The sequence below is a fragment of the Actinomycetospora lutea genome, from assembly GCF_028737205.1.
Lineage (GTDB): Bacteria > Actinomycetota > Actinomycetes > Mycobacteriales > Pseudonocardiaceae > Actinomycetospora > Actinomycetospora lutea.
In genome coordinates, this window is the sequence record NZ_JAQZAL010000014.1 from 1 (window position 1) to 25,806 (window position 25,806).

Annotated in this window: 28 protein-coding genes; 15 read left to right on the forward strand and 13 right to left on the reverse strand. The window is 76.0% G+C overall.

From position 1 onward, the window contains the following. Positions 1-49: 49 nt before the first annotated feature. From PHK61_RS16290 to PHK61_RS16300, 3 genes are read right to left on the reverse strand one after another with little or no spacing between them, the layout of a single operon-like run. Positions 50-940 carry a YceI family protein gene (locus PHK61_RS16290; RefSeq protein WP_274282051.1) on the reverse strand — a complete coding sequence of 297 codons (891 nt, stop codon included), beginning with the start codon at positions 938-940 and terminating at the stop codon, positions 50-52. Positions 941-970: 30 nt separating this feature from the next. Beyond that, positions 971-1,219: an acyl-CoA carboxylase epsilon subunit gene (locus PHK61_RS16295; RefSeq protein WP_274282052.1), complete on the reverse strand. Its 249-nt coding sequence runs from the start codon at positions 1,217-1,219 to the stop codon at positions 971-973. Beyond that, positions 1,216-2,874 carry an acyl-CoA carboxylase subunit beta gene (locus PHK61_RS16300; RefSeq protein ID WP_274282053.1) on the reverse strand — a complete coding sequence of 553 codons (1,659 nt, stop codon included), beginning with the start codon at positions 2,872-2,874 and terminating at the stop codon, positions 1,216-1,218. The genes PHK61_RS16295 and PHK61_RS16300 overlap by 4 nt, the downstream gene beginning before the upstream one ends. Positions 2,875-3,003: 129 nt before the next feature. Here PHK61_RS16300 and PHK61_RS16305 point away from each other — a divergent pair, with 129 nt between their 5' ends. Together PHK61_RS16305 and PHK61_RS16310 are read left to right on the forward strand one after the other, a co-directional pair. Then, a complete protein-coding gene (locus PHK61_RS16305; RefSeq protein ID WP_274282054.1) occupies positions 3,004-3,831 on the forward strand; it encodes a biotin--[acetyl-CoA-carboxylase] ligase in 828 nt (275 codons plus the stop codon). Positions 3,832-3,861: 30 nt separating this feature from the next. Continuing rightward, positions 3,862-4,566 carry a PH domain-containing protein gene (locus PHK61_RS16310; protein ID WP_274282055.1) on the forward strand — a complete coding sequence of 235 codons (705 nt, stop codon included), beginning with the start codon at positions 3,862-3,864 and terminating at the stop codon, positions 4,564-4,566. Here PHK61_RS16310 and PHK61_RS16315 read toward each other — a convergent pair. Further along, the gene (locus PHK61_RS16315; RefSeq protein ID WP_274282056.1) at positions 4,520-4,990 is read right to left on the reverse strand and encodes a MaoC family dehydratase; all 471 of its coding nucleotides are present in this window, start codon (positions 4,988-4,990) and stop codon (positions 4,520-4,522) included. The two genes, PHK61_RS16310 and PHK61_RS16315, sit on opposite strands and share 47 nt — an antisense overlap. Before the next feature lie 4 nt (positions 4,991-4,994). Here PHK61_RS16315 and PHK61_RS16320 point away from each other — a divergent pair, with 4 nt between their 5' ends. Next, a complete protein-coding gene (locus tag PHK61_RS16320; protein ID WP_337993969.1) occupies positions 4,995-5,309 on the forward strand; it encodes a hypothetical protein in 315 nt (104 codons plus the stop codon). Here PHK61_RS16320 and hisN read toward each other — a convergent pair. Next, complete coding sequence (gene hisN / locus PHK61_RS16325) at positions 5,306-6,109, reverse strand: histidinol-phosphatase (protein WP_274282057.1); 804 nt, start codon at positions 6,107-6,109, stop codon at positions 5,306-5,308. The genes PHK61_RS16320 and hisN overlap by 4 nt on opposite strands. A gap of 49 nt (positions 6,110-6,158) precedes the next feature. Between hisN and PHK61_RS16330 the strand changes: the two genes are divergently transcribed. After that, positions 6,159-6,833, forward strand: a complete 675-nt coding sequence (locus tag PHK61_RS16330; RefSeq protein WP_274282058.1) for a response regulator transcription factor — start codon at positions 6,159-6,161, stop codon at positions 6,831-6,833. A 10-nt stretch (positions 6,834-6,843) separates the two neighbouring features. Beyond that, a complete protein-coding gene (locus PHK61_RS16335; RefSeq protein WP_274282059.1) occupies positions 6,844-8,124 on the forward strand; it encodes an ATP-binding protein in 1,281 nt (426 codons plus the stop codon). Positions 8,125-8,166: 42 nt separating this feature from the next. On the opposite strand, the gene PHK61_RS16340 is transcribed toward PHK61_RS16335, so the two are convergent. From PHK61_RS16340 to PHK61_RS16350, 3 genes are all read right to left on the reverse strand, one after another. Continuing rightward, positions 8,167-8,424 carry a hypothetical protein gene (locus PHK61_RS16340; RefSeq protein WP_274282060.1) on the reverse strand — a complete coding sequence of 86 codons (258 nt, stop codon included), beginning with the start codon at positions 8,422-8,424 and terminating at the stop codon, positions 8,167-8,169. Positions 8,425-8,891: 467 nt separating this feature from the next. Further along, on the reverse strand, positions 8,892-9,377 hold the full coding sequence (locus PHK61_RS16345) for a GtrA family protein (protein WP_274282061.1): 486 nt from the start codon (positions 9,375-9,377) through the stop codon (positions 8,892-8,894). Further along, on the reverse strand, positions 9,374-10,978 hold the full coding sequence (locus PHK61_RS16350; protein ID WP_274282062.1) for a sigma-70 family RNA polymerase sigma factor: 1,605 nt from the start codon (positions 10,976-10,978) through the stop codon (positions 9,374-9,376). The genes PHK61_RS16345 and PHK61_RS16350 overlap by 4 nt, the downstream gene beginning before the upstream one ends. Positions 10,979-11,114: 136 nt before the next feature. On the opposite strand from PHK61_RS16350, the gene PHK61_RS16355 reads away from it, so the two are divergent. From PHK61_RS16355 to purE, 3 genes are all read left to right on the forward strand, one after another. Next, positions 11,115-12,005: a serine/threonine-protein kinase gene (locus PHK61_RS16355; RefSeq protein ID WP_274282063.1), complete on the forward strand. Its 891-nt coding sequence runs from the start codon at positions 11,115-11,117 to the stop codon at positions 12,003-12,005. A 23-nt stretch (positions 12,006-12,028) separates the two neighbouring features. After that, complete coding sequence (locus PHK61_RS16360) at positions 12,029-13,216, forward strand: 5-(carboxyamino)imidazole ribonucleotide synthase (RefSeq protein WP_274282064.1); 1,188 nt, start codon at positions 12,029-12,031, stop codon at positions 13,214-13,216. Positions 13,217-13,281: 65 nt separating this feature from the next. After that, the gene (gene purE / locus PHK61_RS16365; RefSeq protein WP_274282065.1) at positions 13,282-13,785 is read left to right on the forward strand and encodes a 5-(carboxyamino)imidazole ribonucleotide mutase; all 504 of its coding nucleotides are present in this window, start codon (positions 13,282-13,284) and stop codon (positions 13,783-13,785) included. On the opposite strand, the gene PHK61_RS16370 is transcribed toward purE, so the two are convergent. Beyond that, positions 13,758-14,375 (reverse strand): TetR/AcrR family transcriptional regulator, encoded by a 618-nt coding sequence (locus PHK61_RS16370; RefSeq protein ID WP_274282066.1) that lies wholly within the window; start codon positions 14,373-14,375, stop codon positions 13,758-13,760. The genes purE and PHK61_RS16370 overlap by 28 nt on opposite strands. A 92-nt stretch (positions 14,376-14,467) precedes the next feature. On the opposite strand from PHK61_RS16370, the gene PHK61_RS16375 reads away from it, so the two are divergent. From PHK61_RS16375 to PHK61_RS16385, 3 genes are all read left to right on the forward strand, one after another. Further along, positions 14,468-15,727 (forward strand): FAD-dependent oxidoreductase, encoded by a 1,260-nt coding sequence (locus PHK61_RS16375; protein WP_274282067.1) that lies wholly within the window; start codon positions 14,468-14,470, stop codon positions 15,725-15,727. A gap of 112 nt (positions 15,728-15,839) precedes the next feature. Then, positions 15,840-16,994, forward strand: coding sequence for an acyl-CoA dehydrogenase (locus PHK61_RS16380; RefSeq protein ID WP_274282068.1), 1,155 nt, complete (start codon positions 15,840-15,842; stop codon positions 16,992-16,994). A gap of 105 nt (positions 16,995-17,099) precedes the next feature. Beyond that, a complete protein-coding gene (locus PHK61_RS16385; RefSeq protein ID WP_274282069.1) occupies positions 17,100-17,663 on the forward strand; it encodes a DUF805 domain-containing protein in 564 nt (187 codons plus the stop codon). 127 nt (positions 17,664-17,790) lie between these two features. Here PHK61_RS16385 and PHK61_RS16390 read toward each other — a convergent pair whose 3' ends face one another. The 3 genes from PHK61_RS16390 to PHK61_RS16400 are packed head-to-tail and all read right to left on the reverse strand — an operon-like array spanning position 17,791 to position 21,737. Then, positions 17,791-18,966, reverse strand: a complete 1,176-nt coding sequence (locus tag PHK61_RS16390) for a GDSL-type esterase/lipase family protein (protein WP_274282070.1) — start codon at positions 18,964-18,966, stop codon at positions 17,791-17,793. Then, a complete protein-coding gene (locus PHK61_RS16395; RefSeq protein WP_274282071.1) occupies positions 18,963-19,700 on the reverse strand; it encodes a TIGR03089 family protein in 738 nt (245 codons plus the stop codon). The genes PHK61_RS16390 and PHK61_RS16395 overlap by 4 nt, the downstream gene beginning before the upstream one ends. 27 nt (positions 19,701-19,727) lie before the next feature. Continuing rightward, positions 19,728-21,737, reverse strand: coding sequence for an LCP family protein (locus PHK61_RS16400; RefSeq protein ID WP_274282072.1), 2,010 nt, complete (start codon positions 21,735-21,737; stop codon positions 19,728-19,730). Between the two features lie 358 nt (positions 21,738-22,095). Between PHK61_RS16400 and rfbD the strand changes: the two genes are divergently transcribed. The 4 genes from rfbD to PHK61_RS16420 all read left to right on the forward strand — a co-directional run bounded on the left by rfbD (position 22,096) and on the right by PHK61_RS16420 (position 25,179). Then, positions 22,096-23,001, forward strand: coding sequence for a dTDP-4-dehydrorhamnose reductase (rfbD, locus tag PHK61_RS16405; RefSeq protein ID WP_274282206.1), 906 nt, complete (start codon positions 22,096-22,098; stop codon positions 22,999-23,001). Positions 23,002-23,071: 70 nt separating this feature from the next. After that, on the forward strand, positions 23,072-23,320 hold the full coding sequence (locus PHK61_RS16410) for a hypothetical protein (protein WP_274282073.1): 249 nt from the start codon (positions 23,072-23,074) through the stop codon (positions 23,318-23,320). 39 nt (positions 23,321-23,359) lie between these two features. Next, positions 23,360-24,295, forward strand: coding sequence for a tetratricopeptide repeat protein (locus PHK61_RS16415; RefSeq protein ID WP_274282074.1), 936 nt, complete (start codon positions 23,360-23,362; stop codon positions 24,293-24,295). 17 nt (positions 24,296-24,312) lie between these two features. Then, on the forward strand, positions 24,313-25,179 hold the full coding sequence (locus tag PHK61_RS16420; protein ID WP_274282075.1) for a glycosyltransferase family 2 protein: 867 nt from the start codon (positions 24,313-24,315) through the stop codon (positions 25,177-25,179). Here the strand turns inward: PHK61_RS16420 and PHK61_RS16425 are convergent. Beyond that, positions 25,144-25,734, reverse strand: a complete 591-nt coding sequence (locus tag PHK61_RS16425) for a TetR/AcrR family transcriptional regulator (RefSeq protein ID WP_274282076.1) — start codon at positions 25,732-25,734, stop codon at positions 25,144-25,146. The two genes, PHK61_RS16420 and PHK61_RS16425, sit on opposite strands and share 36 nt — an antisense overlap. Positions 25,735-25,806 lie beyond the last annotated feature (72 nt).

A 25,806-nucleotide genomic window follows, 5' to 3' on the forward strand; every position in this document is an offset into this window, starting at 1 on the left:
ACCGAATTCTCATCCGCCCAGGCGGCCACCGATAGGGGGCCATGAAGTCTCAGAGCTGGAGCACCGCCTGGACGTCGAGGTGGATCTGGATGGTGGACCCGACGACGGGGATGCCGCGGGCGACCATCTGCTGCCAGTTGAGCGTGAAGTGCTCGCGGTGCAGCGAGGTGGTGGCCGTGGCGCCGATGCGCGTGCCGTTCCACGACTGCGTGCCGAGGTAGGTGGTGTCGAGGCGGACGTCGTTCGTGCGCCCGCGGATCGTGAGCTCGCCGTCGATCGTCCACGAGTTGCCCGAGCGCACCGCGAAGCGCGTGCTCGAGAACTGCAGCTGCGGGTGCTCGTCGACGGCCAGGAAGTCCTGCGAGCGCAGGTGGGCGTCGCGCTGCGCGTTGTGGGTCTCGATGCTCGCGGCGTCGATGACGACGTCGATGCTGGAGTCCTCGATGTCCTCGGCGATCTGGATCGAGCCGCGGAACCGCGTGAACTGGCCGTACACCCGCGACAGGGCGATGTGGCGGGCGACGAACCCCAGCCGGCTGTGGGCGTCGTCGATCACCCACTCGCCGGGCGACGGGCGCGTGCTGCCCTGGTCGGTGGCCATGGTCAGCGCGCCGAGCGCGGCGTGGTCGCCGCGGCCGACGAGGATGTCGCGGGTGAGCGAGGTGTAGCCGCCGAGAGTCGCGCGCAGCGTGTACGAGCCGCTGGGCACGGCCGCGGTGTAGAAGCCGAACGGGTCGGTGACCGCCTCGGTGACCACCCGGCGCAGGCCCTCGGTCTCGATGACCGACACCGTGACCCCCGGCAGCGGGCGCCCCTCGACGTTGCGCAGCTGCGCGCTGACCAGCCCGCCGGTCGGCGGGATCGGCATCAGCGCGTGATCGGCGTCGCGATAGGTCTCGCCACCGATCGGGGTGCGACGTCGTCGGCGCAACAGGGCCATCAGGGATTCACCAGGGGATCGAGGGGAGGGTCACCGTGGCCGGGCCGACGCCCGCCACCCACCGGGCCCCGGGTGCACCGGGGCCCGCACGAGGTCGACGTGACGCGCCCAGCCCGATCGCGGCGCGGGGTCGTCGGGGGCCTCGTCGCCCCCGCCGCCCCCGCCGCCCCCGCCGCCCGCCGCGGCCAGCACGGCCGTCAGCGCCGCGATCTCCGCGGCGTCGGGCTCGCCGCGCACGATCCGCAGCACGGGACGCGCCGGAGCCTCGTCCTCACTCACAGCGGAACGTTCCCGTGCTTGCGCGGCGGGAGCGTCTCGCGCTTGGTCTCCAGCATCCGCAGCGCCCGGGCGACGTAGCCGCGGGTGTGCGAGGGCGGGACGACGGCATCGACGTACCCGCGCTCGGCGGCCACGTAGGGGTTGGCGAGGGTGTCCTCGTACTCCTGCTGCAGCTCCGCGCGCCGCGCCTCGACGTCCCCGCCCTCGTCCTCGACCTTCTTGAGCTCCTTGCGGTAGAGGATGCTCACCGCCCCCGAGGCGCCGGTGACGGCGATCTGGGCGGTGGGCCAGGCGATGTTGACGTCGGCGCCGAGGTGCTTGGAGCCCATGACGTCGTAGGCGCCGCCGTAGGCCTTGCGGCAGATGACCGTGACCAGCGGGACCGTCGCCTCGGCGTAGGCGTAGATCAGCTTGGCGCCGCGGCGGATGATGCCGTTGTACTCCTGGTCGGTGCCGGGCAGGAATCCCGGCACGTCGACGAAGGTCAGCACCGGGATGTTGAAGGTGTCGCACGTGCGCACGAACCGCGCGGCCTTCTCGCTGGCCCCGATGTCGAGGCAGCCCGCGAGCTGGGTGGGCTGGTTGGCCACGATGCCGACGGGACGGCCCTCGACGCGCCCGTAGCCGGTGACGATGTTGGCGGCGTACAGCGCCTGGATCTCCAGGAAGTCGCCGTCGTCGACGACCCGCGTGATCGCCTCGCGGATGTCGTAGGGCTGGTTGGGCGAGTCGGGCACGAGGGTGTCGAGCTCGAGGTCGGTCTCGCCGATGCCGTCCGGGACCGAGCCGGACTCCTCCACTGCGTCACCCCCGCCCGAGCCCACGCGCGGCGGGTCGGTGAGGTTGTTCGACGGCAGGTAGCCCAGGAGCTCCTGCACGAAGGAGATCGCGTCGTCCTCGTCGGAGGCCAGGTAGTGGGCGTTGCCGGAGGTCGCGTTGTGCGTGCGGGCGCCGCCCAGCTCCTCGAACCCGACGTCCTCGCCCGTCACGGTCTTGATCACGTCCGGACCCGTGATGAACATGAACGAGGTCTCGTCGACCATCACCGTGAAGTCGGTGAGCGCCGGGGAGTACACCGCCCCGCCCGCGGCCGGCCCCATGACCAGCGAGATCTGGGGGACGACGCCCGAGGCGTGCACGTTGCGCTTGAAGATCTCGCCGTAGAGCCCGAGGGCGACGACGCCCTCCTGGATCCGCGCGCCGCCGCCGTCGTTGATGCCGACGACCGGGCAGCCGATCTTCATGGCCACGTCCATGACCTTGACGATCTTCTCGCCGTAGACCTCGCCGAGCGCGCCGCCGAACACCGTCGCGTCCTGGGAGAACACGCAGACGGGGCGGCCGTCGACGGTGCCCTGCCCGGTGACGACGCCGTCGCCGTAGGGACGGTTGGCGTCGAGCCCGAAGTTGGTGGAGCGGTGGCGCGCCATCGCGTCGAACTCGAGGAAGCTGCCCTCGTCGAGCAGCAGGTCGATGCGCTCGCGTGCCGTCTTGCGGCCCTTGGCGTGCTGGCGCTCGACGGCGCGCTCGCTGCCGGCGTGGACCACGTCCTCCTGGCGCCGGTACCAGTCGGCGAGCTTGCCCGCCGAGGTGTGGACGTCCGGCTCCTCCGAGGCGTCGTCCGGCTGCGGCAACGGCTCCGTCGCGGCGGTCATGCTGCAGCTCCCCTATCGGCGTGCTCCCTTGAACTCGTGTCGCGCATGGGGCGGCACTGTAGCGACCGGCCCCGACACGTCCGGGCCACGCGGGCGAGGAGGTGACCAGCGGCACTACCGTGCCCGCTCGTGGCCGCACCCCTGGACGCCGACGCGCTGCGACGCGCCCTCGGCCCGCCGTCGGGACCGTGGGCGTCGATCGAGGTCGTCGCCAGCACCGGCTCGACCAACGCCGACCTCCTCGCCCGCGCGGGCGGCCCCGACCGGGCGCCGGACCGGACGGTGCGGGTGGCCGAGCACCAGGACGCCGGGCGCGGGCGGCGCGACCGCGTGTGGGAGGACCGCGCCGGCGAGGGCCTGACGTTCTCGGTGCTGCTGCGCCCGCGCGAGGTGGCCGTCGAGCGCTGGGGGTGGGCCCCGCTGCTCGCCGGCCTCGCGCTGGTCGAGGCGGTCGGACGGGTCAGCACCGTGCCCGCCGCGCTGAAGTGGCCCAACGACCTGCTCCTGGGCGCCGAGCCCGCCGCGAAGGGCGCCGGCATCCTCGCCGAGGTCGGGGCGGGGACGGGCGGCGACCGCGCACTCGTCATCGGGATCGGCCTCAACGTCGCCACGCCCGCCGCCGACCTCCCCGCGGGCGCCACGTCGCTCGTCGCCGAGGGGGCCGACCCCGATCGCCCCGCGGTGCTCGTCGCCGTGCTCCGCGCGCTGGCCGACCTCGACCGGCGGTGGCGCGACGCGCACGGCGACGTCGTCGCGGCCGGGATCGTCGACGACTACCGCGCGCGGTGCGCCACGCTCGGCCGCGAGGTGTCGGTGACCCTGCCGGGCGACCGCACGCTCGCCGGCCGCGCCGTGGACGTCGACCGCGACGGCCGCCTCGCCGTGCGTGCCCCGGACGGGGAGACCACCGTCGTGTCGGCGGGCGACGTCGTCCACGTGCGGCCCGCGGCTCGCTAACCTCGGGGTCGATCCGGGGAGGAGGTGCCGGTGGCCTACCCCGACGGTGTCCTGCGCCGCGGCGAGCACGTCCTCGCCCACCGGCGCCCGCACTGGCGCATGCTCGTCGTGCCCGCGCTCGTGCCGCCGGTCGCGGTGTTCCTCGCCGCCCTGCTCGCGGGCCTGGCCGGCGGGATCGCCGAGGGCTCGACGCGCACGGCCGTGCGGCTCGCGCTCGTGCTGCTGGCGGTGCTCGCGGTCGTCTGGCTCGCGGTCCTGCCGCTCGTGCGCTGGCGCTGCACGCACCTCGTCGTCACCGACCGGCGCCTGCTCGTGCGCGAGGGCGTGCTCACCCGCGAGAGCGTCGACGTGGCCGGCGCGACGATCACCGGCGTGCGCACCCGCAGCAGCGGCGTCGAGCGCCTGCTCGGGGCGGGCACGCTCATCGTGTCCACGGCGGGCACCGAGGAGCCGTGGGAGTTCTCCGGCCTCGGGGACGTCGAGCGCCTGGCCTCGCTGGTCGAGGGCGTGGCGGACGACCGCGGCGGGCTGGAGCTCGCCGCCGGCCGGTGGGGCGTCTGGTCCGGCGACGAGCCGGACGACGAGCCGGACGACGAGCCGGACGACGAGCTCGAGCCCGACGAGCTCGAGCCCGACGAGCTCGAGCCCGACGACGAGCCCGAGGACGCCGTCGAGGCGCCCGTGCGCGTCAGCCGGTGGCGGCGTCGCCGTCGCGCCGCCCGAACATCCCGGTGAAGCGGGCCCGGAACACCTCGGTGGCCCCGTCGCGGGTCAGCGTGCCGGTGAGGGTGATCAGCCCGAGCTGCGGGCGGCTCGCGGAGACCCGCGCGGCGACGACCTCCATGCCCGCCTCCAGCCGGTCGCCCGGGAACACCGGCGCGGGCCAGGCGATCTCGTCGCCGCCCGGGGAACCCATGGACGCCGAGCGCGACAGGACGCTGTCGACGTAGCAGCGCATCCACAGCGAGGCGGTGAACCACCCCGACGCGCACAGGCCGCCGAAGAGCGACGCGCGCGCCGCCTCCTCGTCGACGTGGAAGGGCTGCGGGTCGAAGCGGCGGTTGAACGCCAGCATCTCGTCGTGGTCGACGACCACCGTGCCCAGCGCGATGCGCCGCCCGGCGGGCAGGTCCTCGAACCACACCTCGGGCGCGGTCACGGCGGTGATCGTGCCAGTCCCGACCCGCGGTGTCCGGTGGAACCGCACCGCGCCCGGCTGCGTCGAACCCGGTGTGCGAGCCGGTGAGCTGGCGGGCTGGCTGCTCGCCGCCGGTGTGGGCGGGGCGGCGGTCAGCGTCGACGCCGAGGTCGAGCGGACGTGGTGCGTGCGTCCGGTGCCGGGGGAGGACGAGGGCTGGGAGGTGTTCTGGTGCGAACGTGGTGGGCGGTTCGAGTGGACGCGGTTCGACGACGAGTCGGCCGCCTGCTTCTCGCTGTTCGGGCGGCTGGTGTGGGCGCGGCTGGCGGGCTCCGGCTAGCGGCGGACGAGCTCCAGGGCCGCGTCGTGCAGGCGCCCGTTGGTCGTCAGCGAGTCGCCGCCGTCGGGCCGTGCGGCGCCGGTGAGGTCGGTCAGCCGCCCGCCGGCCTCCTCGACGAGGATCTGCGCGGCCGCGAGGTCCCAGGTGTTGGCCTCCGGCTCCACGGCGACGTCGAGCACGCCCTCGGCGACCAGGCAGTGGTGCCAGAAGTCGCCGAACGCGCGGCTCTCCCAGCAGGCGTGGGTCAGGGCGAGCCAGTGGTCCTGGCGCCCGAGGGTGCGCCAGTGGTCGAGGTCGGTGGTGGAGGCGTAGGCGTCGTCGAGGGCGGCGATGCCCGAGACCTCGATGCGCCCGCCGTCGACGCCGCGGGCGGGGTCGCTGGTGTGGGCGCCCTGCCCCGCGGCGGCCCACCACCGCCGGCCCAGGGCGGGCGCGCTGACGACGCCGACGACGGGTCGCCCGCGCTCGACCAGCGCGACGAGCGTGGCCCACACGGGCACGCCGCGGGAGAAGTTCTTGGTGCCGTCGATGGGGTCGATCACCCAGACGCGGTCCTCGCCGAGGCTCCCTCCGCGCTCCTCGCCCAGCACGGCGTCGCCGGGGCGCTCGGTCGCGAGCACGGCGCGCAGGCGGTCCTCGCAGGCCGTGTCGGCGTCGGTCACGGGGGTGCGGTCCGGTTTGCGCTCGACGCGCAGATCGACCGCGCGGAAGCGGGGCAGGGTCACCGCGTCGGCGGCGTCGGCAAGTGTGAGGGCGAGGTCGAGGTCGGCGGAGTCGCTGGTCGGCCCGGCGGAGCACATGGCGGCCGATCGTGCCAGCAGGCCGTCGTCCTGGGTCTACTGTGGCGCCGTGACCACCGTGCTGCTCGTCGAGGACGACGCGGCGATCGCCGGACCACTCTCCCGCGCGCTGCAGCGCGAGGGCTACGAGGTCGACGTCGTCGGCGACGGTCAGGCCGCGCTCCACCACGCGGGCGCCGCCGGGCCGGACCTCATGGTGCTCGATCTCGGGCTGCCCGGGATGGACGGGCTCGAGGTCTGCCGGCGGGTGCGCGCCGACCAGCCGGACCTGCCGGTGCTCATGCTCACCGCGCGCACCGACGAGGTCGACTTCGTCGTCGGACTGGACGCCGGCGCGGACGACTACGTGGGCAAGCCGTTCCGGCTCGCCGAGCTCCTCGCGCGGGTGCGGGCGCTGCTGCGCCGGCGGGCGCCCGAGGTGCTCGACGCCGGCGGCGTGCGCCTCGAGCCGTCCGCGCGGCGGGTGACGGTGGACGGGGTCGAGGTCGGGCTGGCCAACAAGGAGTTCGAGCTGCTCCGGGTGCTCATGGCCCACGCCGGGCAGGTGGTGTCCCGCGAGGAGATCCTCCGCGAGGTCTGGAACGACCCGGAGATGAAGACGTCGAAGACCCTGGACATGCACATGTCCTGGTTGCGCCGCAAGCTCGCCGACGACGGGGGCGGGGCCGGCGGCGGCCGGCGCATCAGCACGGTGCGCGGGGTCGGGTTCCGCTTCAACACCTAGGTCTGAGCTCGTGCGACGCCGGATCCTCGTCTCCACGCTCATCGTCGTCACGATCACCGTGGCGGTGCTGGGCGGGCCGCTGGCGCTCACCACCTGGCGCCTCGTGGAGGACTTCACCCGCGCGGACATCAACTCCCGGCTGCGCCAGGTCGTCGCCACCCTCGACTCGCAGGTCTCGGTCGACCGGGCCGTCGACCTCAGCGCGGTCGGCATCGCGGTGCCGCCCGGCGGGTCGCTGGTGGTCCGCACGCCGCGCGGGGTCAGCACGCTGGGCGAGCTCGCGCCGGGCCCGACGGTCAGCGAGACCCTGCCCTTCGGGCTCAGCGGGACGGCGGTGCTCTCGGAGCCGATCACGGAGATGCGGGCGCGCCAGCTGCAGGCCACTGCGCTCGTGCTCGCCGCGGTGCTGCTGTCGGTGGCGGTCGGCGCGGTGGTGGCGACCCTGACCGCCCGGCGCCTGGCCGATCCGCTGCAACAGGTTGCCGGCCGCGCCGCCCGGCTCGGGGCCGGCGACTTCCGGCCCGCGCCGCACCGCCACGGCATCCCCGAGCTCGACCGCGTCTCCGACGTGCTCGACTCGTCGGCCACCGCGCTCGCCGAGCTGGTCCAGCGCGAGCGCGAGCTGGTCGGCGACGTGTCCCACCAGCTGCGCAGCCGCCTGACCGCCCTGCAGCTGCGTCTCGACGAGCTCGCCGCGCACCCCGACGAGTACGTCGCGGGGGAGGGTGCGGCCGCCCTGGAGCAGGCGGAGCGTCTCGCCGAGGTCCTCGACGAGCTGCTCGCGTCGGCGCGCGCCGCCCGGGCGGCCGGGGCGGCGCCGATCGAGGTGGCGGGCGAGCTCGACGCCGTCGCCGACGAGTGGCGCGACCCGCTGCGCGCCGAGGGGCGCACGGTCCGGGTCCGCACGCCCGAGGGGCTCGTCGCGCGCGCCACCTCGGGACGCCTGCGCGAGGCGCTCGGCGTGCTCGTCGACAACGCGCTGCGCCACGGCAAGGGGACGGTCACGCTGACCGCCCGGCTCTCCGACAACGACATGATCGTCGTCGAGGTCGGCGACCACGGCGACGGCGTGCCGCCCGAGCTCGCGCCCCACGTCTTCGACCGCGGCGTCTCCGGGGCCGCGTCCACCGGGCTCGGGCTCGCCCTGGCCCGCGCGCTGATCGAGGCCGACGGCGGGCGCCTCGAGCTCGCCCGCACGCGGCCCGCGACGTTCTCGGTGTTCCTGCCCGTGCCCCGCACCGACCGTGCCGTCGCCGCGCCCCGCCCGCTGCCGACCACCGGGCCGCGGTGAGGCCCACGGTGTCGGGCTCCGCGGACGGACCCCTGCCTGGCCTCAGCGGGCGCGGTGGTGACGCACGAGCGCGACGGTGACCTCGGTGAGGTCCTCGGCGTCGAGCTCCCGGCGGCGGCCGTGGGCCTCCTCGCGGGCGCGGCCGGCGGGGTAGGGGCCGTAGGTGTCGGCGGCACCGGTGACGGGATCGAGGACGAGGACCATCAGCCCGTCGCACTGCTCGAGCTCGTCGGGCTCGAGCAGCGGGTCGGCGGGGACACCCCGCCCGATGGGCCGGTGCGGGCACGGCAGCTTCGGCACAGCTGGTCCTCCTCCGCGTCCTTCGAGCCCGGAACCGCGGAGGCCCCGACGGCCGGGCGGTACCGAAGGTATCAAGAACCTTGGAACCCTCAGCGCGTTCGGGCGACGACCGGCTCGTCGTCGTAGACCGGCGGTCGTCCTGATCACCAGTCGGTGGCGTGGAGGACATCCGTCGGTGGAGGGGCATACCCCGATCGGGCCCGCAGGGCGCTCACGTCGAGCGTTCGCTAGGGACGGTGTGGCGCACCGCGTCCCGGGTGCGGACGGGGGTCGTGCCCCGCAGGCGGGCTTCCACCTCCGCGACCAGCGCCGTTGCGCGTGCCAGCGGCACCGGGAGCCCCAGCGGGCGGGCGGGACGCCCCGCGCGGCGAGACCGGTCTCGATCATGACGAACAGCTCGACGGGCTCGGCGTCGGCGATGGTGTATACCCCGGCGGTGGTGCTCGCCCGCGGGGTCGGGGACGCGCCTACCGCAGCGGACCGACCTCGTCGGGGAACACCCAGCGCCGGAACGCCCACCAGCGGAAGACCATCGCGAAGAGGGTCCCGACGATCTGGGCGCTCACCAGGTCGGCGACGTGCTCGGTCAGTGCCGACACGACGGGCTGGGCGAGGTCGAGCACGTAGCGCGAGATGCCCAGCGGCGCGGCGTTGATGGCCAGCGCGACGCCCGACACCGCGAAGTAGAGCAGCGCCTCGTGCGGTCGCCCGCGGCCGCCGCGAAGGCGGAACGACCACTCGCGGTTGAGCACGTAGCCGAGGATGGTGGCGACGAGCACCGCCACGATCTTCGCGGTGACCGGCTTGGGCTCGAGGACGGTGGACTTCGCCGCCACGAACACCGCGGTGTCGACGACGAACGTGATCGCCCCGACCGTCGCGAACTTGACCAGCTCGCCGTGGCGCCCGGCGAGCCGTGCGGCCCATCCCGGCACGTAGCGGACCCCGATCACCGCGGCGAGTCTAGTGACGCCTCCCGTGCCGCGATGGCGGTCCGGCAGATCGCGCCCCGCGTGTCGAGCACCGGCAGCCGCGCGGTGATCAGGCAGTCGCGGCGGCCGGCGCCGGCACCGGTGTCCCGGTCGCCGTCACCGTCACCGTCACCGTCGCCGCCCCGGGCGGTGCGCAGCGCCGCGGTGGGGGCGTCGGACCGGGCGGCCTCCCTCGCCGGCTCCGGGGAGCGGGTGGCGGCGGGGCGCGGGGTCGGCGAGGACGGGGGAGACGGCGACGACCGCGGGGTCGGCGAGGACGGCGCCGGTCCGGTCGCGTCGAGCAGGCCCGGCAGGGCCAGGGCCGCGTCGGCGGTCCCGGCCGGGCCGGCCGGGCCGGCCGGGCCGGCCGGGCCGGCCGGGCGCGCCGGGACGGGTGCCGCCGGGGACGGGGGAGCGACCGGCGCGCCGCGGGGCGGCGCGGCCGGTGGGAGCGTCCCCGACGGCAGGGTCGGTGGGGTGACCAGGGGTACGGGAGGCGGGACCAGCGCCGGCGCGGCCTGCACCGGCGGCAGCGCCGGCGGGGCGAGGGCGTCACCGAGGACGAACGCCGCCACCCCCACGGCGCCGGCGAGGCCCACCACGCCCGCGGTCCGCACCCGCGGCGGGACGGCCGGACGCGGCGCCAGGCCGGTCAGCGCGCCCAGGACGCCCAGCGCGCCGCCCCCGGCGACGGCGAGCTCGCCGGTGCTCGCCTGGAACGCGAACGGGCCGGTCGAGCCGCGCGAGGCGAGGTAGCCTAGGAGCCCGGCGCCGAGCACCAGCGGCGCGATCACCGCGCGGACCATGCCGGCGTTGACGTCGCGCAGCTCGTCGGCCAGGGCGCGGCACTCGGCGCACTCGGCGAGGTGGGTCTCGACGCGCTGGGCCTCGCGGCGCGCCAGCCCGCCGCGGGTGTAGGCGCCGAGCTTCTCGCCGGTCTCGCGGTGGCGCCGGTCCCAGCGTCCGGTGCCGGCGGCGAGGTGCTCCTGCAGGTACGCCTGGCGCAGCCCCTCCCGCGCGCGGTAGCCCAGCGCGGAGACGGCGTTGGCGGTAAGCCCGAACAGCGGGGCGATGTCGGCGGGGCTGTCGCCCTCCACCTCGAGGTGCCAGAGCACCGCCTGCCAGCGCTCGGGCAGGGTCGCGAACGCGCGCGCCGCCATCGTCCGCTCGAGGCCGGCGAGGGCGGGGTCGGTGAACGGGACGACGGTGCCGTCGGGGTCGATGCCGTGGACGTCGGCCATGTCGTCGGTGAGGTCGAGGCGGCGTTCCGCGCGGCTGCGGTCGTAGGCGAGGTGGCGCACCGAGGTCAGCAGGTACGCGCGGAACGCCTCGGTCGGCCCCCGCCCGGCGCGCAGGACCTCGAGCATCCGGGTGAACGCGCCGGCGACGAGGTCGTCGACGTCCGCAGAGGAGCGGGCGAGCTGGCGCGCGAGCGCCCTGGCGGCCTGCTGGTGGCGCGTGTAGAGCGTCGCGAAGGCGGCGGTCGAGTCGTGGTCGGCGCCGCGGCCCCGCAGGCGGACGATGAGCTCGGCGTCGCTGCGGAGGTCCTCGCCGGAGCCGCCGTCGGCGTCGTCAGCAGACACGTGCCCCCACTTCCCCTCACCCGTCCGGTCGAGTGTGTCGTGGTCCCTACGGCCGAATCGGTGACCGTCACCGTCATGGGCGACGGCTCCGCGCGTCTCTCCTGCCGAGGACACGGGACGGGAGGCCGGCCAGGGGATGGACGTCAGCAGCACCGCCGGGGCCGTGACCGCCGCGCTGCACGGTGCGACGCCGCGGCCCGAGCGCGCCGCCGCCCTGCGCGAGCGGTGGTTCGCGTGCAGCAGCGCCCTGGGGTGGACGGCCGCCGCGGAGTGGCCGGACCCCGCCATGGACGTGGTCTGCGCGGTCGCGACGGCCCGCCACGACAGCCGCGCCGCCCACGACCGCGCCGTCGAGCGCGCCCTCGCCGGGTGGGCGGGGGCCCGCGCGAGCGCCGGCGTCGGGCTCGCCGAGACGCTCACCGACCTCGCCGCGCTGAGCACCGCCGTCTCGGGCGCCCCGGACGCCGAGGGGGCCGCGGTCGTCGACACCCGATCGACGGGACGGGGTCCCGACGGCGTGCGGCTGCTGCGCGCGGTCTCGCTGGCCTGGACGGACGTGGCCTGCGGGGACATGGCCGAGACCGCGGCGGTCGACCCGCTCTCGGGCCTCGCGAGCGTCCGCTACCTGCGCACCCGCCTCGCCGAGGTCTACCGCGCCGCCCGCGCCCACGGCCGGTCCGCGGGCGACGACCGCGCGCTCGTCGTGCTCGCCCTCGACGTCCGGGACTGGCGCCGCGTCGCGCCGCTGTCGATCGCCGGCGACGCCGCGGGCGTGGTGTTCGACGCCGGCGAGTCGCTCGCCGCCCTCGGGCGGGGCACGGTCGTCGTGCTCGCCCCGCGCGAGGGTCTCCCCGAGCGCGCGGCGGTGCTGCGACGCCTGCTGACCCGCCGGCTGGCGGCTGCCGAGGGCCTGGTCGGGTCGCCGACGGTGCGCATCGTGCGGCTGCCCGCCACGCACGAGGGGGCGTGCGCGCTGCTCGAACGACTCCGGGACGCCGAGCCCGAACCGGAGCCGGATCACACCTGACCAGCTTGTACGCTCCTCCGACCGTGGACCAGCGCACCGGCCTGCCCGTGGTGACGATGATCGGCGGCGGCCAGCTCGCGCGGATGTCCCACCAGGCCGCGATCGCCCTGGGCCAGTCGCTGCGGGTCCTCGCGACCGGACCGGACGAGCCCGCCGCGCTGGTGGCCCCCGACGTCGTGCTGGGCGAGCACACCGACCTCGACGCCCTGCGCCGTGCGGCGGCGGGCGCCGAGGCGCTGACCTTCGACCACGAGCACGTCCCGGGCGAGCACCTGCGCGCCCTGCTGGACGAGGGCGTCACCGTCCACCCCGGCCCCGACGCCCTGCTGCACGCCCAGGACAAGCTGGTCATGCGCACGCGGCTGCGGGACCTCGGCGAGCCGGTGCCCCCGTTCACCGCGGTCGACGAGGTCGAGGACGTCACCGCGTTCGCCGCCGAGCACGGCTGGCCGGTGGTGCTCAAGGCCGTCCGCGGCGGCTACGACGGGCGCGGGGTGTGGGTGCTCGACGACGCCGACGCCGCGAAGACCACGGTCGCCGAGCTCCTCGCCGCCGGCACGCCGCTCATGGTGGAGCAGAAGGTGGCCCTGCGCCGCGAGCTCGCCGCCGTCCTCGCGCGCTCGCCGTTCGGGCAGGCGGCGGTGTGGCCGGTGGTCGAGACCGTGCAGGAGCAGGGCATCTGCACCGAGGTCCTCGCCCCGGCCCCCGGCCTGGCCCCCGAGCGCGCCGCGGAGGCCGGGGAGCTCGCGCTGCGCGTGGCCGCCGCGCTGGGCGTCGTCGGGCTGCTCGCGGTGGAGCTGTTCGAGACCGCGGACGGCCTCGTCGTCAACGAGCTCGCCATGCGCCCCCACAACTCGGCGCACTGGACGATCGAGGGCTCGGTGACCTCGCAGTTCGAGCAGCACCTGCGCGCCGTGCTCGACTACCCCCTCGGCTCGACCGCGACCACCGCGCCCGTCACGGTCATGGCCAACGTCCTGGGCGGCGACCCGGTCCCGGCGATGGGCGTCGACGAGCGCCTGCACCACACCCTCGCCCGGTTCCCCGAGGCGCGGGTGCACCTCTACGGCAAGGCCGAGCGGCCCGGCCGCAAGGTCGGGCACGTGACCGTCCGGGGGGACGACCTCGGCGACGTGCGCACCCGCGCCCGGCTGGCCGCCGACCACCTCTCCACCGGTGTGTGGAGCGACGGATGGGACCCGCACGCATGACCGCCACTCCGTCCCCGGGTCGAGCTCCGCAGGCTCCGTCCCCCGCCCCCGCTGTCGGCATCGTCATGGGCAGCGACTCCGACTGGCCGACGATGCGCGCGGCCGCGGAGGCCCTCGACGAGTTCGACGTGCCGTGGGAGGCGCGCGTGCTCTCCGCGCACCGCACCCCGCGCGTCATGCTCGACTGGGCCGCGGCCGCCGCCGGGCGCGGGCTGCGGGCGGTCATCGCGGGCGCGGGCGGCGCGGCGCACCTGCCCGGCATGGTCGCGTCGGCGACGGTGCTGCCGGTGATCGGCGTCCCGGTGCCGCTGACGCACCTCGACGGCTTGGACTCGCTGCTCTCGATCGTGCAGATGCCCGCGGGCGTCCCCGTCGCGACCGTGTCGATCGGCGGGGCCCGCAACGCCGGCCTGCTCGCCGTGCGGATGCTGGGCGCGTCGGACCCGGCGCTGGCCCGCGCGATGGAGCGGTTCCAGGCGGGGCTCGCCGAGACCGTCGCCGCGAAGGACGAGGCGCTCGCGGCCCGCGCGCACGGGGAGGCTCAGGGCGCGAGCGACACGGTCAGGTAGCGCTGGATCGTCCCGCCGTAGGCGACCACGAGCGTCTCGCGGTCGGCGGCGGCGAGCTCGGGCAGCACGAGGATCTGCCGGGCGACGATGATGCCGACGATCTGCGACGCGCACAGGTCGGCGCGCAGCCGCGGGCGGTCGGCGCCCGTCTGCTCGCTGACGGCAGCCGCGATCGGGTCGAGGATCGCCTCGCCGAGGAACTCGCGCAGCATCCGCGCCGCGTCGGGGTGCCCCATCGCCGAGCGGACCAGCCCGAGCATCGGGTTGGTGTCGCCGAGCTCGTCGAGGACTCCGAGCATGAGGCGGACCAGCCGCTCGCCGAGCCCGTCGATGCCCGACCCGACGAGGTGGGGCACGACCTGCGCCGGGTCGAGCGGGAACTCCATCGCGGCGACGAACAGCACCTGCTTCGTGCCGAAGTAGTGCATGACGAGCGCCGGGTCGACGCCCGCGTCCCCGGCGATGGCCCGCACCGTCGCCGCCCGGAAGCCCTCGTGCGCGAAGCGCCTGCGGGCCGCGTCGAGGATCGCGTCCCGCGTCCCGGAGTCGCCGGGACGGCGCCCGCGGCGCGTCGGGTCGATGGAGGGCACCGTGTGACCCTAGTTCAACATCCGTTGATTTCCGCCCCCTGAGGGTCCACAATAGGATTCAACAGGCGTTGAGATCGCTGGAGGTGGGGACGATGGAGCGGACGACGTGCTGCGTGGTCGGGGGCGGCCCGGCGGGGATGGTGCTCGGACTGCTGCTGGCGCGGGCCGGGGTCGAGGTCACGGTGCTGGAGAAGCACGGCGACTTCCTGCGTGACTTCCGCGGCGACACCGTGCACCCGACGACGCTCGACCTGCTCGACGAGCTGGGCCTGGGCGAGCGCTTCGCGGCGCTGCCGCAGAGCCGCCTCGACCGGGTCGGGTTCCCCGTGGGCGAGCACGGCGAGACGCTCGTGGTCGGCGACCTGCGGCGCCTGGAGGGTCGGGTCGGGCACCCCTACATCGCGATCGTCCCGCAGTGGGATTTCCTCGACCTGCTCGCCGACGCCGGCGCGGCCGAGCCGACGTTCACCCTGCGGATGAGCACGGAGATGACCGGCCTGCGGCACGGCGACGGCGGCGCCGTCACCGGCGTCACCTATCGCACCCCCGAGGGCGCCGGCGAGCTCGCCGCGGACCTCGTCGTGGCGTGCGACGGGCGCGGCTCGACCGCCCGCGCGGAGGCGGGCCTCGAGGTCGTGGACTTCCCGTGCCCCATGGACGCGTGGTGGTTCCGGCTGCCCCGCCGCGCCGACGAGGACGCGCCCGCGCTCACCCCGCGCATGGCCCCGGGCCGGTTCGGCGTCGTCATCCCGCGCGAGGGGTACTTCCAGATCGCGTACATGGCGCCGAAGGGTGGCGACGCGGCGCTGCGCGAGCGCGGGATCGAGGCCTTCCGCGCGGACGTCGCGGAGATCGCGCCCGACCTCGCCGACCGGGTCGACGCCCTGGCGAGCATGGACGACGTCAAGCACCTCGACGTCCGGCTCGACCGGCTGCGCCGCTGGCACGTCCCCGGGCTGCTCTGCCTCGGCGACGCCGCGCACGCGATGTCACCGATCGGCGGCGTCGGCATCAACCTCGCCGTCCAGGACGCGGTCGCCGCCGCGACGCTGCTGGCCGAGCCGCTGCGGGCCGGGGAGGTCACCTCGGCCGACCTCGACCGCGTCCGCCGGCGCCGTCTGCTGCCGACGATCGCGGTGCAGACGCTGCAGCGCGTGATGCACCGCGGCCTCGTCCGGCCCGTGCTCGAGGGCCGCCGGGGCGGCCCGCCGGAGCCGATCCGTCGCCTCCTGGCCGCGTTCCCGCCGGCGACGATCATCCCCGCGTACCTCATCGGGGTGGGTCTGCGGCCCGAGCGCGCGCCCGCGTTCGCGCGACGGGCCCCGGAACAGGTGAGCGCCGACCGACCGTAGCGGGGACCACACGCGGACCTGGGTCACGACTCCCCACGACGGTAGGACGTCCGAGTATCGTGGCGGCGCAGTGCCGTCACGAGCACGGGCGAGTCGTGTGTGGAGGAACGCCGTGGACCCGGACTTCGACCTGTACAGCCTCGGCGAGGAGCGCGACGCCCTGCGGGAGTCGATCCGCGCGCTGGCGGATAAGGAGATCGCCCCGCACGCCGCGGAGGTCGACCTGACGCCGCGCTTCCCCGAGGAGGCGCGCCGCGCGCTGACCCAGAACGGCTTCCACGCGATCCACATCCCCGAGCAGTACGGGGGCGAGGGCGGCGACTCGATCGTCGCGTGCATGGTGATCGAGGAGGTCGCGCGGGTCGACGCGTCGGCGTCGCTCATCCCGGCGGTGAACAAGCTCGGCTCGATGCCGATCATCCTGTCGGGCTCCGAGGAGCTCAAGGCGCAGGTCCTGCCCACGATCGCGTCGGGCGAGTCGATGATCAGCTACGCGCTCTCGGAGCGCGAGGCCGGCTCGGACACCGTCTCGATGCGCACGCGCGCCCAGCAGGACGGGACCGACTGGGTGCTCAACGGCACCAAGTGCTGGATCACGAACGGCGGCGTCTCCGACTGGTACACGGTCATGGCGAAGACCGACCCGGACAAGGGCGCCAACGGCATCTCGGCCTTCGTGGTGCACAAGGACGACCCGGGCTTCTCGGTCGGCCCGAAGGAGCACAAGCTCGGCATCAAGGGCTCGCCGACCACCGAGATCTACTTCGAGAACTGCCGCATCCCCGGCGACCGGATCATCGGTGAGCCCGGCACCGGGCTGAAGACCGCGTTCGCCACCCTCGACCACACCCGCCCGACCATCGGGGCGCAGGCGGTGGGCATCGCCCAGGGCGCGCTCGACGCCGCGGTCGACTACGCACGCGAGCGCCACCAGTTCGGCAAGGCGGTCGCCGACTTCCAGGGTCTGCAGTTCATGCTCGCCGACATGGCCATGAACACCGAGGCCGCCCGCCACCTCGTCTACGCGGCCGCGGCGCGGGCCGAGCGCGGCGAGAAGATGGGGCTCATCGCCTCGGCGTCCAAGTGCTTCGCGTCGGACACCGCCATGTCGGTGACCACCGACGCGGTGCAGATATTCGGCGGTGCCGGCTACACCGTCGACTTCCCCGTGGAGCGCATGATGCGCGACGCCAAGATCACGCAGATCTACGAGGGCACCAACCAGATCCAGCGCATGGTGATGGCGCGGTCCCTCCTCAAGAAGTAGCCCGTTCGGGGTACTCGTCACGGAGCGTGTGGAGAGCTAGCCTGGCCGGGCGATAGAGGCCGCGATCTCCGCGATCTCTCCCCACGCTCCGTGAGAGGTCCTCCCATGCAGTGGTACCTGAAGGTGCTCAAGCAGTACGTCGACTTCGGCGGACGTGCGCGGCGCACCGAATTCTGGATGTTCGTCCTGTTCAACGCGATCGCGTACATCCTGCTCGCCCTGATCGACGTGCTCATCGGGACGGCCAGCTTCGCGGCCACGGGCACGGGCTTCCAGTTCGGCGGCGGGCTGCTCAGCGGTCTCTACTCGCTGGCGGTGCTGCTTCCGTCGCTGGCCGTCGCCGTGCGCCGCCTGCACGACACCGACCGCACCGGATGGTGGCTGCTCATCGCCCTCGTCCCGCTGGTCGGCGGCATCGTCCTGCTGGTCTTCTACTGCATCGAGGGCACCCGCGGCGCCAACCAGTACGGCCCGGACCCGAAGCAGGACGCGGCGGTCGCCGGCGGCTACCCGCAGCAGGGCTACCCGCAGCAGGGCTACCCGCAGCAGCAGGACATGGGCCAGGGCGGCTACCAGCAGCAGCCGGGCTACCCGCAGCAGGGCGGCTACCCGCAGCAGCAGCAGCAGTACCCGCCGCAGCAGCAGTACCCGGGCGCCCCGCAGGCGTGACGCGGGCGGCTCGCCGAGCCCGCCCGAGAACCAACGAACGGCGCTCCCGCTGCTTCTGTTCCTGTCGCAGCGAGAGCGCCGTTCGTGTCTGCGGGCGCGCGGCGTCCGGGTCAGCGCGCGGCGCCGCTCAGGGTCCGAACGGCCCGGACGGCCCGGACGGCCCGAACGGCCCGCCCGGCGCGAAGGCGTGCGCGGCGAAGCGCTGGGCGATGAGGCGGTGGGTCGCCGGGTCGGGGTGCAGCCGGTCGGGCAGCGGCCGCGCGGCGGCGTCCGCCTCGCCGTAGAGCGCGAGCCCGTCGAGGTGGTGCAGGTGCGGGTCGTCGGGTATGCGGGCGGCGGCGACGCGCGCGATCTCGTCGCGCACCACCCGCAGCGTCAGCCGGCCGGTCGCGACGTCGGCCGGGTCGCCGGTGGCGCGGAACGTCATCGTCCCGTCGTCGGCGAGGTCGACGGCGCCGGGCCCCGGGGTGTCCTCGTGGATCGGGCAGAGGATCGCCGAGACCAGGAGCACCGGCGTCGTCGGCCGGCCCTCGCGGATCGTGTCGAGGAACCCGTGCAGCGCCGGCCCGAGCGCCCGGCGGCGCAGGAGATCGGCGTTGACGAGGTTGATGCCCACCTTGATGCTGATCAGGTCGGCCGGGGTGTCGCGCAGCGTGCGGGCGACGAACGGGTCGAGCAGCGCGCTGCCGCCGAAGCCGAGGTTCACCAGCTCGACCCCGCCCGCCGCGGCCGCGAGCGCGGGCCACGTCGTCGACGGGCTCGCCGCGTTCGAGCCGTGGCTGATGGAGCTGCCGTGGTGCAGCCACACGCGCCGGCCCCCGCACGGCGCCGGCGAGACCGGGGCGTCGGTGCGCAGCGCCACGAGCTCGGTGATCTCGGTGTGGGGCAGCCAGAGCTCGACGAGCTTGTCCCGATCGGGGAGGCCCGCGAAGCGCACGGTGCCGGCCGGTCCGGGCTCGGTCCGCGCCACGCCGGTGGTGGGGTCCAGGCGCAGCTCCTTCCCCCCGGACGTGGCGCCCTGCGCGACCAGCTCGCCGTCGACGTGGAGGTCGTAGACCCCGTCGGGGCGCAGCGGAAGGCCGACGTATCCGACGCGCGTGCGCAGGGTGTCGAGCTCGAGGACGGTGGCCCGGGTGCGGACCACGACGCGCACGCCCGAGGGCTGGGCCTCGGCCATGAGGATCTGGCCGTCACCCTGGGCGCGGGCCCGCGCGGGCAGCCGGTGGGGGACGAGGCCGTGCTCGCCGGGCACCAGCTCGATCACGCCCCGGACGAGGTCCGGGGCGAGGTCGGTCGTGATCACGCCGCGAGCACCCGGGTGACCTTCTCGGTGCCGGCGCGGCGCTCCTGGTCGCCCGTGGGGTGGCGGACGTGCACCAGCGAGGCGCCGGCGGCGAGCACCGCGAGGAAGCCGTCCACGAGCCCGCCCGCCGGTGCCACCGGCCACGCGGCGGTCGAGAGCACCCGGTCGTCCGGGCCGAGGCCGAGCTCGGCGGCGCGCGCCCGCGCGGTGGCGACGACCGTGCCGGCGTCGGTGCCCGCGAGCGCGGCGGCGTGGTCGGGGACCGGCGCGAGCGGGTCGAAGTGGTCGCCGTGCACGCGGACCTCGGTCGCGTAGTCGACGGCGCCGCGGGGCAGCCGCCCCCCGGAGTCGACGGAGCCGAGGCCCTGCCCGAAGGCGTCGAGGGAGAAGCCGACGACGAGCCCCGCGCCGGCCGCGGCCTCGAGGCCGTCCGCGTCGGCGAGCGCGACGTCGGCGCCCGCGGGGTCGGCGACCGCCTCCGCGCCGCACGACCAGATCGCGCACAGCGCCGCCGCGGTCTGCCAGTGCGCGGGCAGCAGCACGGCCACCGTCGTGCCCGGCTCGACGTCGCACTCGTCGCGCAGGAGGTTGGCGGTCTTGGCGACCCAGTTGCCGAACGTCGCCCCGGAGAGCTCGATGCGCTCGCCGGAGGCGTCGTCGTAGAAGGTGATCAGCGGCTTGGCGGGGTCGCCGGCGAGCAGCGGCGCGAGCAGGGCGTCGGTGACGGTGGTCATCGGGGTACGACGCTACCGAGTCGACACCTAGTCGATGCAGGGCACGCCCTCGGCGGTGATCGCCGGCTGCGGGGGCAGGGCCGGGGCGACGACCGCCTCGCCGTCGGCGCTGAAGCCGCCGGCCGGCACGGGGGCCGGGCCGGCGGCGCCCGGGCCGCGGTAGTCGGCGCCCAGCAGGACGCGCACCGCGTTCGGCGGCACCGTCGGGTCGAAGCGCGTGGGCAGGTCGCCGAGGCTGCGCGCGACGCGGGCGCCGCCCCCGTCACCGGCCGGGCCGAAGAGCACCTCCGAGCGCGGCGCCGGCGCCTCGGCGTTGCCGGCCACCGTGCGCGCGTAACCCTGGGCCGAGAGCACGGCGACGACGCGCGCGGCGGCGCCCTGGGTGTCCGAGGCGTTGCGGACGTCGACCGGGATGGTCGCGGGGGCCGGCCCCTCGTCGTTGGCGTCGGCGGAGTCCTCGGGGCCGATGGCGTCGTTGACGAAGGTGCGCACCTCGGAGGGGTCGACGTCGAGGACCTCGCCGCGGCCCTCGACGTTGCGCGTGCCGTTGGTGGGGATGGTCAGGAACGCGACCGCGCCCGCGCTGACGTCCTGCATCTGGCGGCCGAACTGCAGCAGGTCCCAGTTGCCGTCGAGCACCACCGACTGGCGCACGGCGTCGAGCAGCCGGGTCAGCGTGACCGGGTCGGCGAGCGTGCCGCTGGAGAGCACCTTGCGCGACATCGACGCGAGGAACGCCTGCTGGCGGCGGATGCGGTCGAGGTCGCCGTTGGGCAGCCCGTGGCGCTGGCGGACGAAGGCGAGCGCGTCGTGGCCCGCGACGGTGCGGGGGCCGGCGGGGAAGTGCGCGCCGGAGAGGTCGTCGTCGACGGGGTTCTTGAGGCACACGTCGACGCCGCCGATGGCGTTGGTGAGCGTGTAGAAGCCCATGAGGTTGACCTCGGCGAAGTGGTCGACGGTCAGCCCCGTGAGGTCGGCGACCGAGCGCACCAGCTCCTGGCGGCCGGCCTCGGAGGAGCGGACGTCGATCTCGCGCGGGTCGGTGACCCCGGACTGCACGAGCCGGTTGGCCTCCTCGGCCTTCGCGCCGGGGTACGCCGAGTTGATCTTGTCCCGGCGGAAGGCGCCGGGGATGGAGACGTAGCTGTCGCGGGGGACCGAGAACGCGACCGCGCGGCTGCCGTCGTTGGGGATGCGGACCAGCATCATCGTGTCGGTGTTGACGACGCCGTCGGCGGCGCCGGCCCCGAGCTCGCGCAGGACGTCGGCGGGCAGCGGTTGCCCCTGCGCGTCGGTGCGGCTGTCGACGCCGACGAGCAGGACGTCGGTGGCGCCGTCGGCGGCGTTGCCGACCGGCCCGTCGGCCAGCGCGCTCGAGCCGCTGATGCTGCCGGACAGCGCGCCCCACGCGGTGCCCGACAGCGCGAAGACCAGCACCGAGAGCACCACGAGCCCCAGGCGCAGCGTCCGCGCGAACGACCGGCGCCCGCCCCGCTCGTCCCGGGGCCCGGGCTCGCACCACGGCCGGGGCCGGCCGGGCGGGCGCGGGGGCGGCGAGCCGGGGCGGCCGCGCTGCCGGTCCCGCTCCCGGTCGCGGTCGCGGTCCCGGTCGCGTGGGGGCTTGCGGGGCCGGTCGCGGGGGTCCCGGTCGTCGCGGTCGGGCGGCGGGCCGGGGCGGCGCGGGCGGTCGGACGGCGGCGCGCCGGCCCCGCCGCGGCGGGCGCCGGCCGGGGCCGCGGAGAGCTCGGCGAGGTCGCGGCGCCGCAGGCGGGCCCCGGGCACGGCGCCGTCCGCCCCGCCGTCCTCGCGGGCGGGACGGCGGCGGGCCGCCGACGGGCGGCGGTCGGGCTCGGTGACGCTGTCGTCGGGCCAGGGGCCCCAGTCGTCGGGCGAATCGTCACGGCGGTCGTCGACCGGCGGGCCGCCGGCACGACCGGGGCTGCGGCGGGCGGCGGAGGGGCCGTACCGGCGGGCCGGGTCGCGGCGCGACGGGGCGGCGGCGTCCCGGGTGACGTCACGGGGGTCGCCACGATCCATCGTCGCGCCTCCCTCCGCCGTTCCGTCACCGTCGTCGATCTCCGACACCCCCCACGCCCGGGGCGCGGCGCCGCGATCAGGGCTGGGCAACCCCGCCGTGACGGCCGGGTTCGTCGTGGTCCGCAGGCTAGACGGCCTCCGGTTCGATCGGGGGCTCTCACCCGTTGGACGGCTCGTCGGCGCGTCGCGGCGACGCGCGGTGAGCGCGCCGGGCGGAACACGGTCCCGAGCAGGGTGGGTGCCGGCCGGTCGCCGACCGCGTCGTCACCGGGCACGCGCACCGCGCCGCCGCCGCCCGTCCGCACGGCTGCGAGACTCCGACCGGGTGATCGACGGGAGGGGGGTCCCGATGCGGTGGATGGTGGTCGGCGCGGGGGGAGCGCTGGGGACCGACCTCGTCGCCCGGCTCGGCGCCCCCGACGTCCCGCCGACCGACACCGTGACGGCCCTGACCCGTGCGGACCTGGACGTCACCGACCCCGACGCGGTGCACGGTGCGGTGCGCGCGTGGCTCGCGGCGCCGGGCGACGGTCCGGCGGTGCTCGTCAACGCCGCCGCGTACACCGCCGTGGACCTCGCCGAGACCGACCCGGACGCGGCCGCGACGGCCTGGGCGGTCAACGCCGAGGCGCCCGGGCTGCTCGCTGCGGCGTGCGCGCAGGGCGGCGCGACCCTGGTGCACGTCTCCACCGACTACGTCCTGGGCCCCCTGCCCGGCGGCGAACGGCGCCCGCTCGAGCCCGACGACCCGACCGGCCCCGCGGGCGTGTACGCGCGCAGCAAGCTGGCGGGGGAGCAGCGGGTGCGCGCCGCGCTGCCCGGCGCCCACCACGTCGTGCGGACCGCCTGGCTCTACGGCGCGACCGGTCCGAACTTCGTGCGCACCATGGCCCGCCTGTCCCGCGAGCGCGACACCCTCGACGTCGTCGACGACCAGCACGGCTCGCCGACGTGGACCGCCGACCTCGCCGACGGGCTGGTGGCCCTGGCCCGGTCGTCGGCGCCCGCGGGCACGCGTCACGCCGCCGGCGGCGGGGCCACCACGTGGTGCGGCCTCGCGCGCGCCGTGTTCGAGGAGCTGGGCGCCGACCCCGAGCGCGTCCGCCCCTGCGACACCGCGTCCTTCCCGCGCCCGGCCCCGCGCCCGGCGTGGTCGGTGCTCTCGGACGCGTCGTGGCGCGCCGCGGGCGTGGCGCCCCTACCACCCTGGCGAGAGGCCCTGCACGACGCGGTGACACACCATCCGGAGTTGTTGCTGGGCTGAACGGGCTAACGATCTCCTTCCGTCGTTGTCATTCGCGTGTCCCCGGGCGGCCGGCGCCCGTTGAACGGTCATGGGTGTTGAGACGGTGCTCCTGGCGCTGCTCGGTCTCGTCGCCGTGTGGTTGGTGATCGACGCCGGGCGCGAGCGCCACCGGCTGCGCGCACGGGTCGCCCGCGACGAGCGCTGGCAGGCCGAGCAGCGACGGGTCGCCCGGCGCGCGCGGACCACCGCCGCACCCTCGGCCTCGCCCGACGCCTGGCGCTACTGGCCGCTGACCCTGCCGACGGCCGAGGACGGATCCCGCGGCCCGCGCCTGTGAGGCCTTCCTGGTCGCCCGCGGACGGCGCACACTGATCCGATGACGCAGCAGGCCGCGGCGGAGGCGACCGGGACACCCACGCAGACATCCGCCGGGCCGCCGCCGGTCCCGGAGCAGGACGAGCCCCTCTGCGCGCAGGCGCGCGAGCTCGCGGCCGCGCCGGGCGCCGACGCCGTCGACCGCGTCGAGGAACGCATCGCCGTCCTGCGCCGGGCGCTGGCCAGCGGGGAGCCGTCCGCGCCCGCGCTGCTCGCGCAGGCCCACCTCGACATCGGCGAGCGCCGCGAGGCCGCCGACCTGCTCACCCCGCTGGTCATGGGCCGCCGCGAGAGCGAGCACGCCGGCCTGCTGGGCGAGACCCTCGCCGCCATCGGCGACCACGACAGCGCCGAGGCGGCGTTCCTCGTCGGCCTCGACGGCAACGACCCCGGGGCGACCAACGACTACGGCGTCTTCCTGCGCGAGCGCGGGCGCACCCAGGAGGCGCTGTACGTGCTCGACCGGGCCGTGCGGCTCGGCGACGAGCTGGCCCCGCTCAACCTCGTGGCGCTGCACCTCGAGGATCTCGACGACCCGGTGACCGCCACGGAGCTCGCCGAGGACCTCCTCGACGAGGCCAAGCCCGCGACGCTGCTCGCCCTCGCCGACTGCCGGCTGGCCGCCGAGCGCGTCGACGAGGCCGCCGACCTCTACCGCCGCGCGGCGGAGCAGGGCGCGCCGTGCGGGCACATCTTCCACGGCTGGTTCCTGCGCGACCGCCACGGCGACCACGACGCCGCCGAGGAGCAGCTGCGCCGCGCGCACGAGGTCGGCGAGCCGGGCGCCGCGTTCCACCTCGGGCGGTTCCTCGTCGACGCCGGGCGGCTCGACGAGGCGCACCCCTACGTCGAGGAGGCCGCGTGGCGCGGCGACCCGGACGCGGTCGCCCTGCTCGAGGCGGAGTATCGCGGGCTGGTCGACGAGTACGACGACTGACCGGCGACAATGCGGGCGTGCCGGATGACTACGGCGACGGTCTGGCCGTCGTCTGCGTGACCTACTCCCCGGGCGAGTCGCTCGCCGAGTTCGTGTCCTCCCTGGAGAAGGCCACGTCCCGGCCCTACCGCGTGGTCCTCGCGGACAACGGCTCGGTCGACGGCGCCCCGGAGGCCGCGGCCGCCGCCGACGAGCGGGTCGAGCTGCTGCGCATCGGCGAGAACGTCGGCTACGGCGCGGCGGCGAACCGCGCGGTGGCGGGCCTGCCGGCCGAGGTCGGCTGGGTGCTCGTCGCCAACCCCGACATCGTGTTCGGGCCGGGCAGCCTGGACGCGCTGGTCGAGGCGGGCGACCGGTGGCCGCGCGCCGGCGCCCTCGGGCCGCTGATCCGCACCGGCGGCGAGGTCTACCCGTCGGCGCGCCGGCAGCCGAGCCTGGGCCGCGGCGTGGGTCACGCGCTGTTCGCGGCCGTGTGGCCCGCCAACCCGTGGACGCGCTCGTACCGGCAGGAGGGCTCGGTCGCCGAGCGCACCGCCGGCTGGCTCTCGGGCTCGTGCCTGCTCCTGCGGCGCGCGGCGTGGGACTCGGTGGACGGCTTCGACCCGCGCTACTTCATGTACTTCGAGGACGTCGACCTCGGCGACCGCCTCGGGCGCGCCGGGTGGCTCAACGTCTACGTCCCCGACGCCGAGGTCGTGCACACCGGCGGGCACGCCACCGAGCGCGACGCCCCCACCTCGTCCCGCATGCTCGCCGAGCACCACCGCAGCGCCTACCGGTTCCTCGCCGACCGCTACCGCGGCGCGCGCTGGGCCCCGCTGCGCCTCGCCCTGCGTGCGGGCCTGGGGCTACGGGCGCGCTCCGGGGCCCGCTCCGCCTTCTAGCGCCCGGCCGAGGTAGCCCAGCACCAGCGCGGTGACCTCGTCGGCGAACGCCTCGCGGGCGATCGGCGGCTCCTCGAGGACGTAGCCCACGGCGAGGCTCTCGACGGTGCGCACGAGCAGCCAGGCCACCGTCCCCGCCGGGTGGCGCAGCTCCCCGCCGTGGCGTGCGAGCAGGGTGCTCGTCAGCAGCGCGTCCACCCGCCGCGCGAACGCCGCGCGCCGGTCGTCGCCCGCGCGGGGCAGCCGCTGCGCCACCGCCCGCAGCAGCGCGGGGTGCTCGCCGAGCGCGTCGACCAGCGCGAGCACCACCCGGCGCACGGCCGCGACGGGGTCGCGCTCGGCAGCGGTGTCGACGACGGCCCGGGTGACGCGCTCCTCGAGGTCGTCGGCGTAGCGGGCGACCACCTCGTCGACGATCGCGTCCTTGTCCGGGAAGTACTGGTAGAGCGAGCCCGGGCTGACGCCGGCCGCGGCGGCGACGTGGTTGGTGGTCAGACCGTCGACGCCGCGCTCGAGCAGCACGGCGCGCCCGGCCGCCACGATCCGCTCGACCATGACCCGCGACCGCTCCTGGCGCGGCTGCCGGCGTCGCCGCGGCGCCCTCACCGGCCGAACGCGACTTGAACG

Bases quoted from the DNA above. Each gene is read 5' to 3' on its own strand.
- PHK61_RS16355 (WP_274282063.1), top strand. From the start codon at position 11,115: ATGGACGTCAGCAGCACCGCCGGGGCCGTGACCGCCGCGCTGCACGGT.
- PHK61_RS16410 (WP_274282073.1), top strand. From the start codon at position 23,072: ATGGGTGTTGAGACGGTGCTCCTGGCGCTGCTCGGTCTCGTCGCCGTG.
- PHK61_RS16425 (WP_274282076.1), bottom strand. From the start codon at position 25,734: ATGGTCGAGCGGATCGTGGCGGCCGGGCGCGCCGTGCTGCTCGAGCGC.
- PHK61_RS16385 (WP_274282069.1), top strand. From the start codon at position 17,100: ATGCAGTGGTACCTGAAGGTGCTCAAGCAGTACGTCGACTTCGGCGGA.
- rfbD (WP_274282206.1), top strand. From the start codon at position 22,096: ATGGTGGTCGGCGCGGGGGGAGCGCTGGGGACCGACCTCGTCGCCCGG.
- PHK61_RS16400 (WP_274282072.1), bottom strand. From the start codon at position 21,737: ATGGATCGTGGCGACCCCCGTGACGTCACCCGGGACGCCGCCGCCCCG.
- PHK61_RS16290 (WP_274282051.1), bottom strand. From the start codon at position 940: ATGGCCCTGTTGCGCCGACGACGTCGCACCCCGATCGGTGGCGAGACC.
- PHK61_RS16300 (WP_274282053.1), bottom strand. From the start codon at position 2,874: ATGACCGCCGCGACGGAGCCGTTGCCGCAGCCGGACGACGCCTCGGAG.
- hisN (WP_274282057.1), bottom strand. From the start codon at position 6,109: ATGTGCTCCGCCGGGCCGACCAGCGACTCCGCCGACCTCGACCTCGCC.
- PHK61_RS16415 (WP_274282074.1), top strand. From the start codon at position 23,360: ATGACGCAGCAGGCCGCGGCGGAGGCGACCGGGACACCCACGCAGACA.
- PHK61_RS16375 (WP_274282067.1), top strand. From the start codon at position 14,468: ATGGAGCGGACGACGTGCTGCGTGGTCGGGGGCGGCCCGGCGGGGATG.
- PHK61_RS16395 (WP_274282071.1), bottom strand. From the start codon at position 19,700: ATGACCACCGTCACCGACGCCCTGCTCGCGCCGCTGCTCGCCGGCGAC.
- purE (WP_274282065.1), top strand. From the start codon at position 13,282: ATGGGCAGCGACTCCGACTGGCCGACGATGCGCGCGGCCGCGGAGGCC.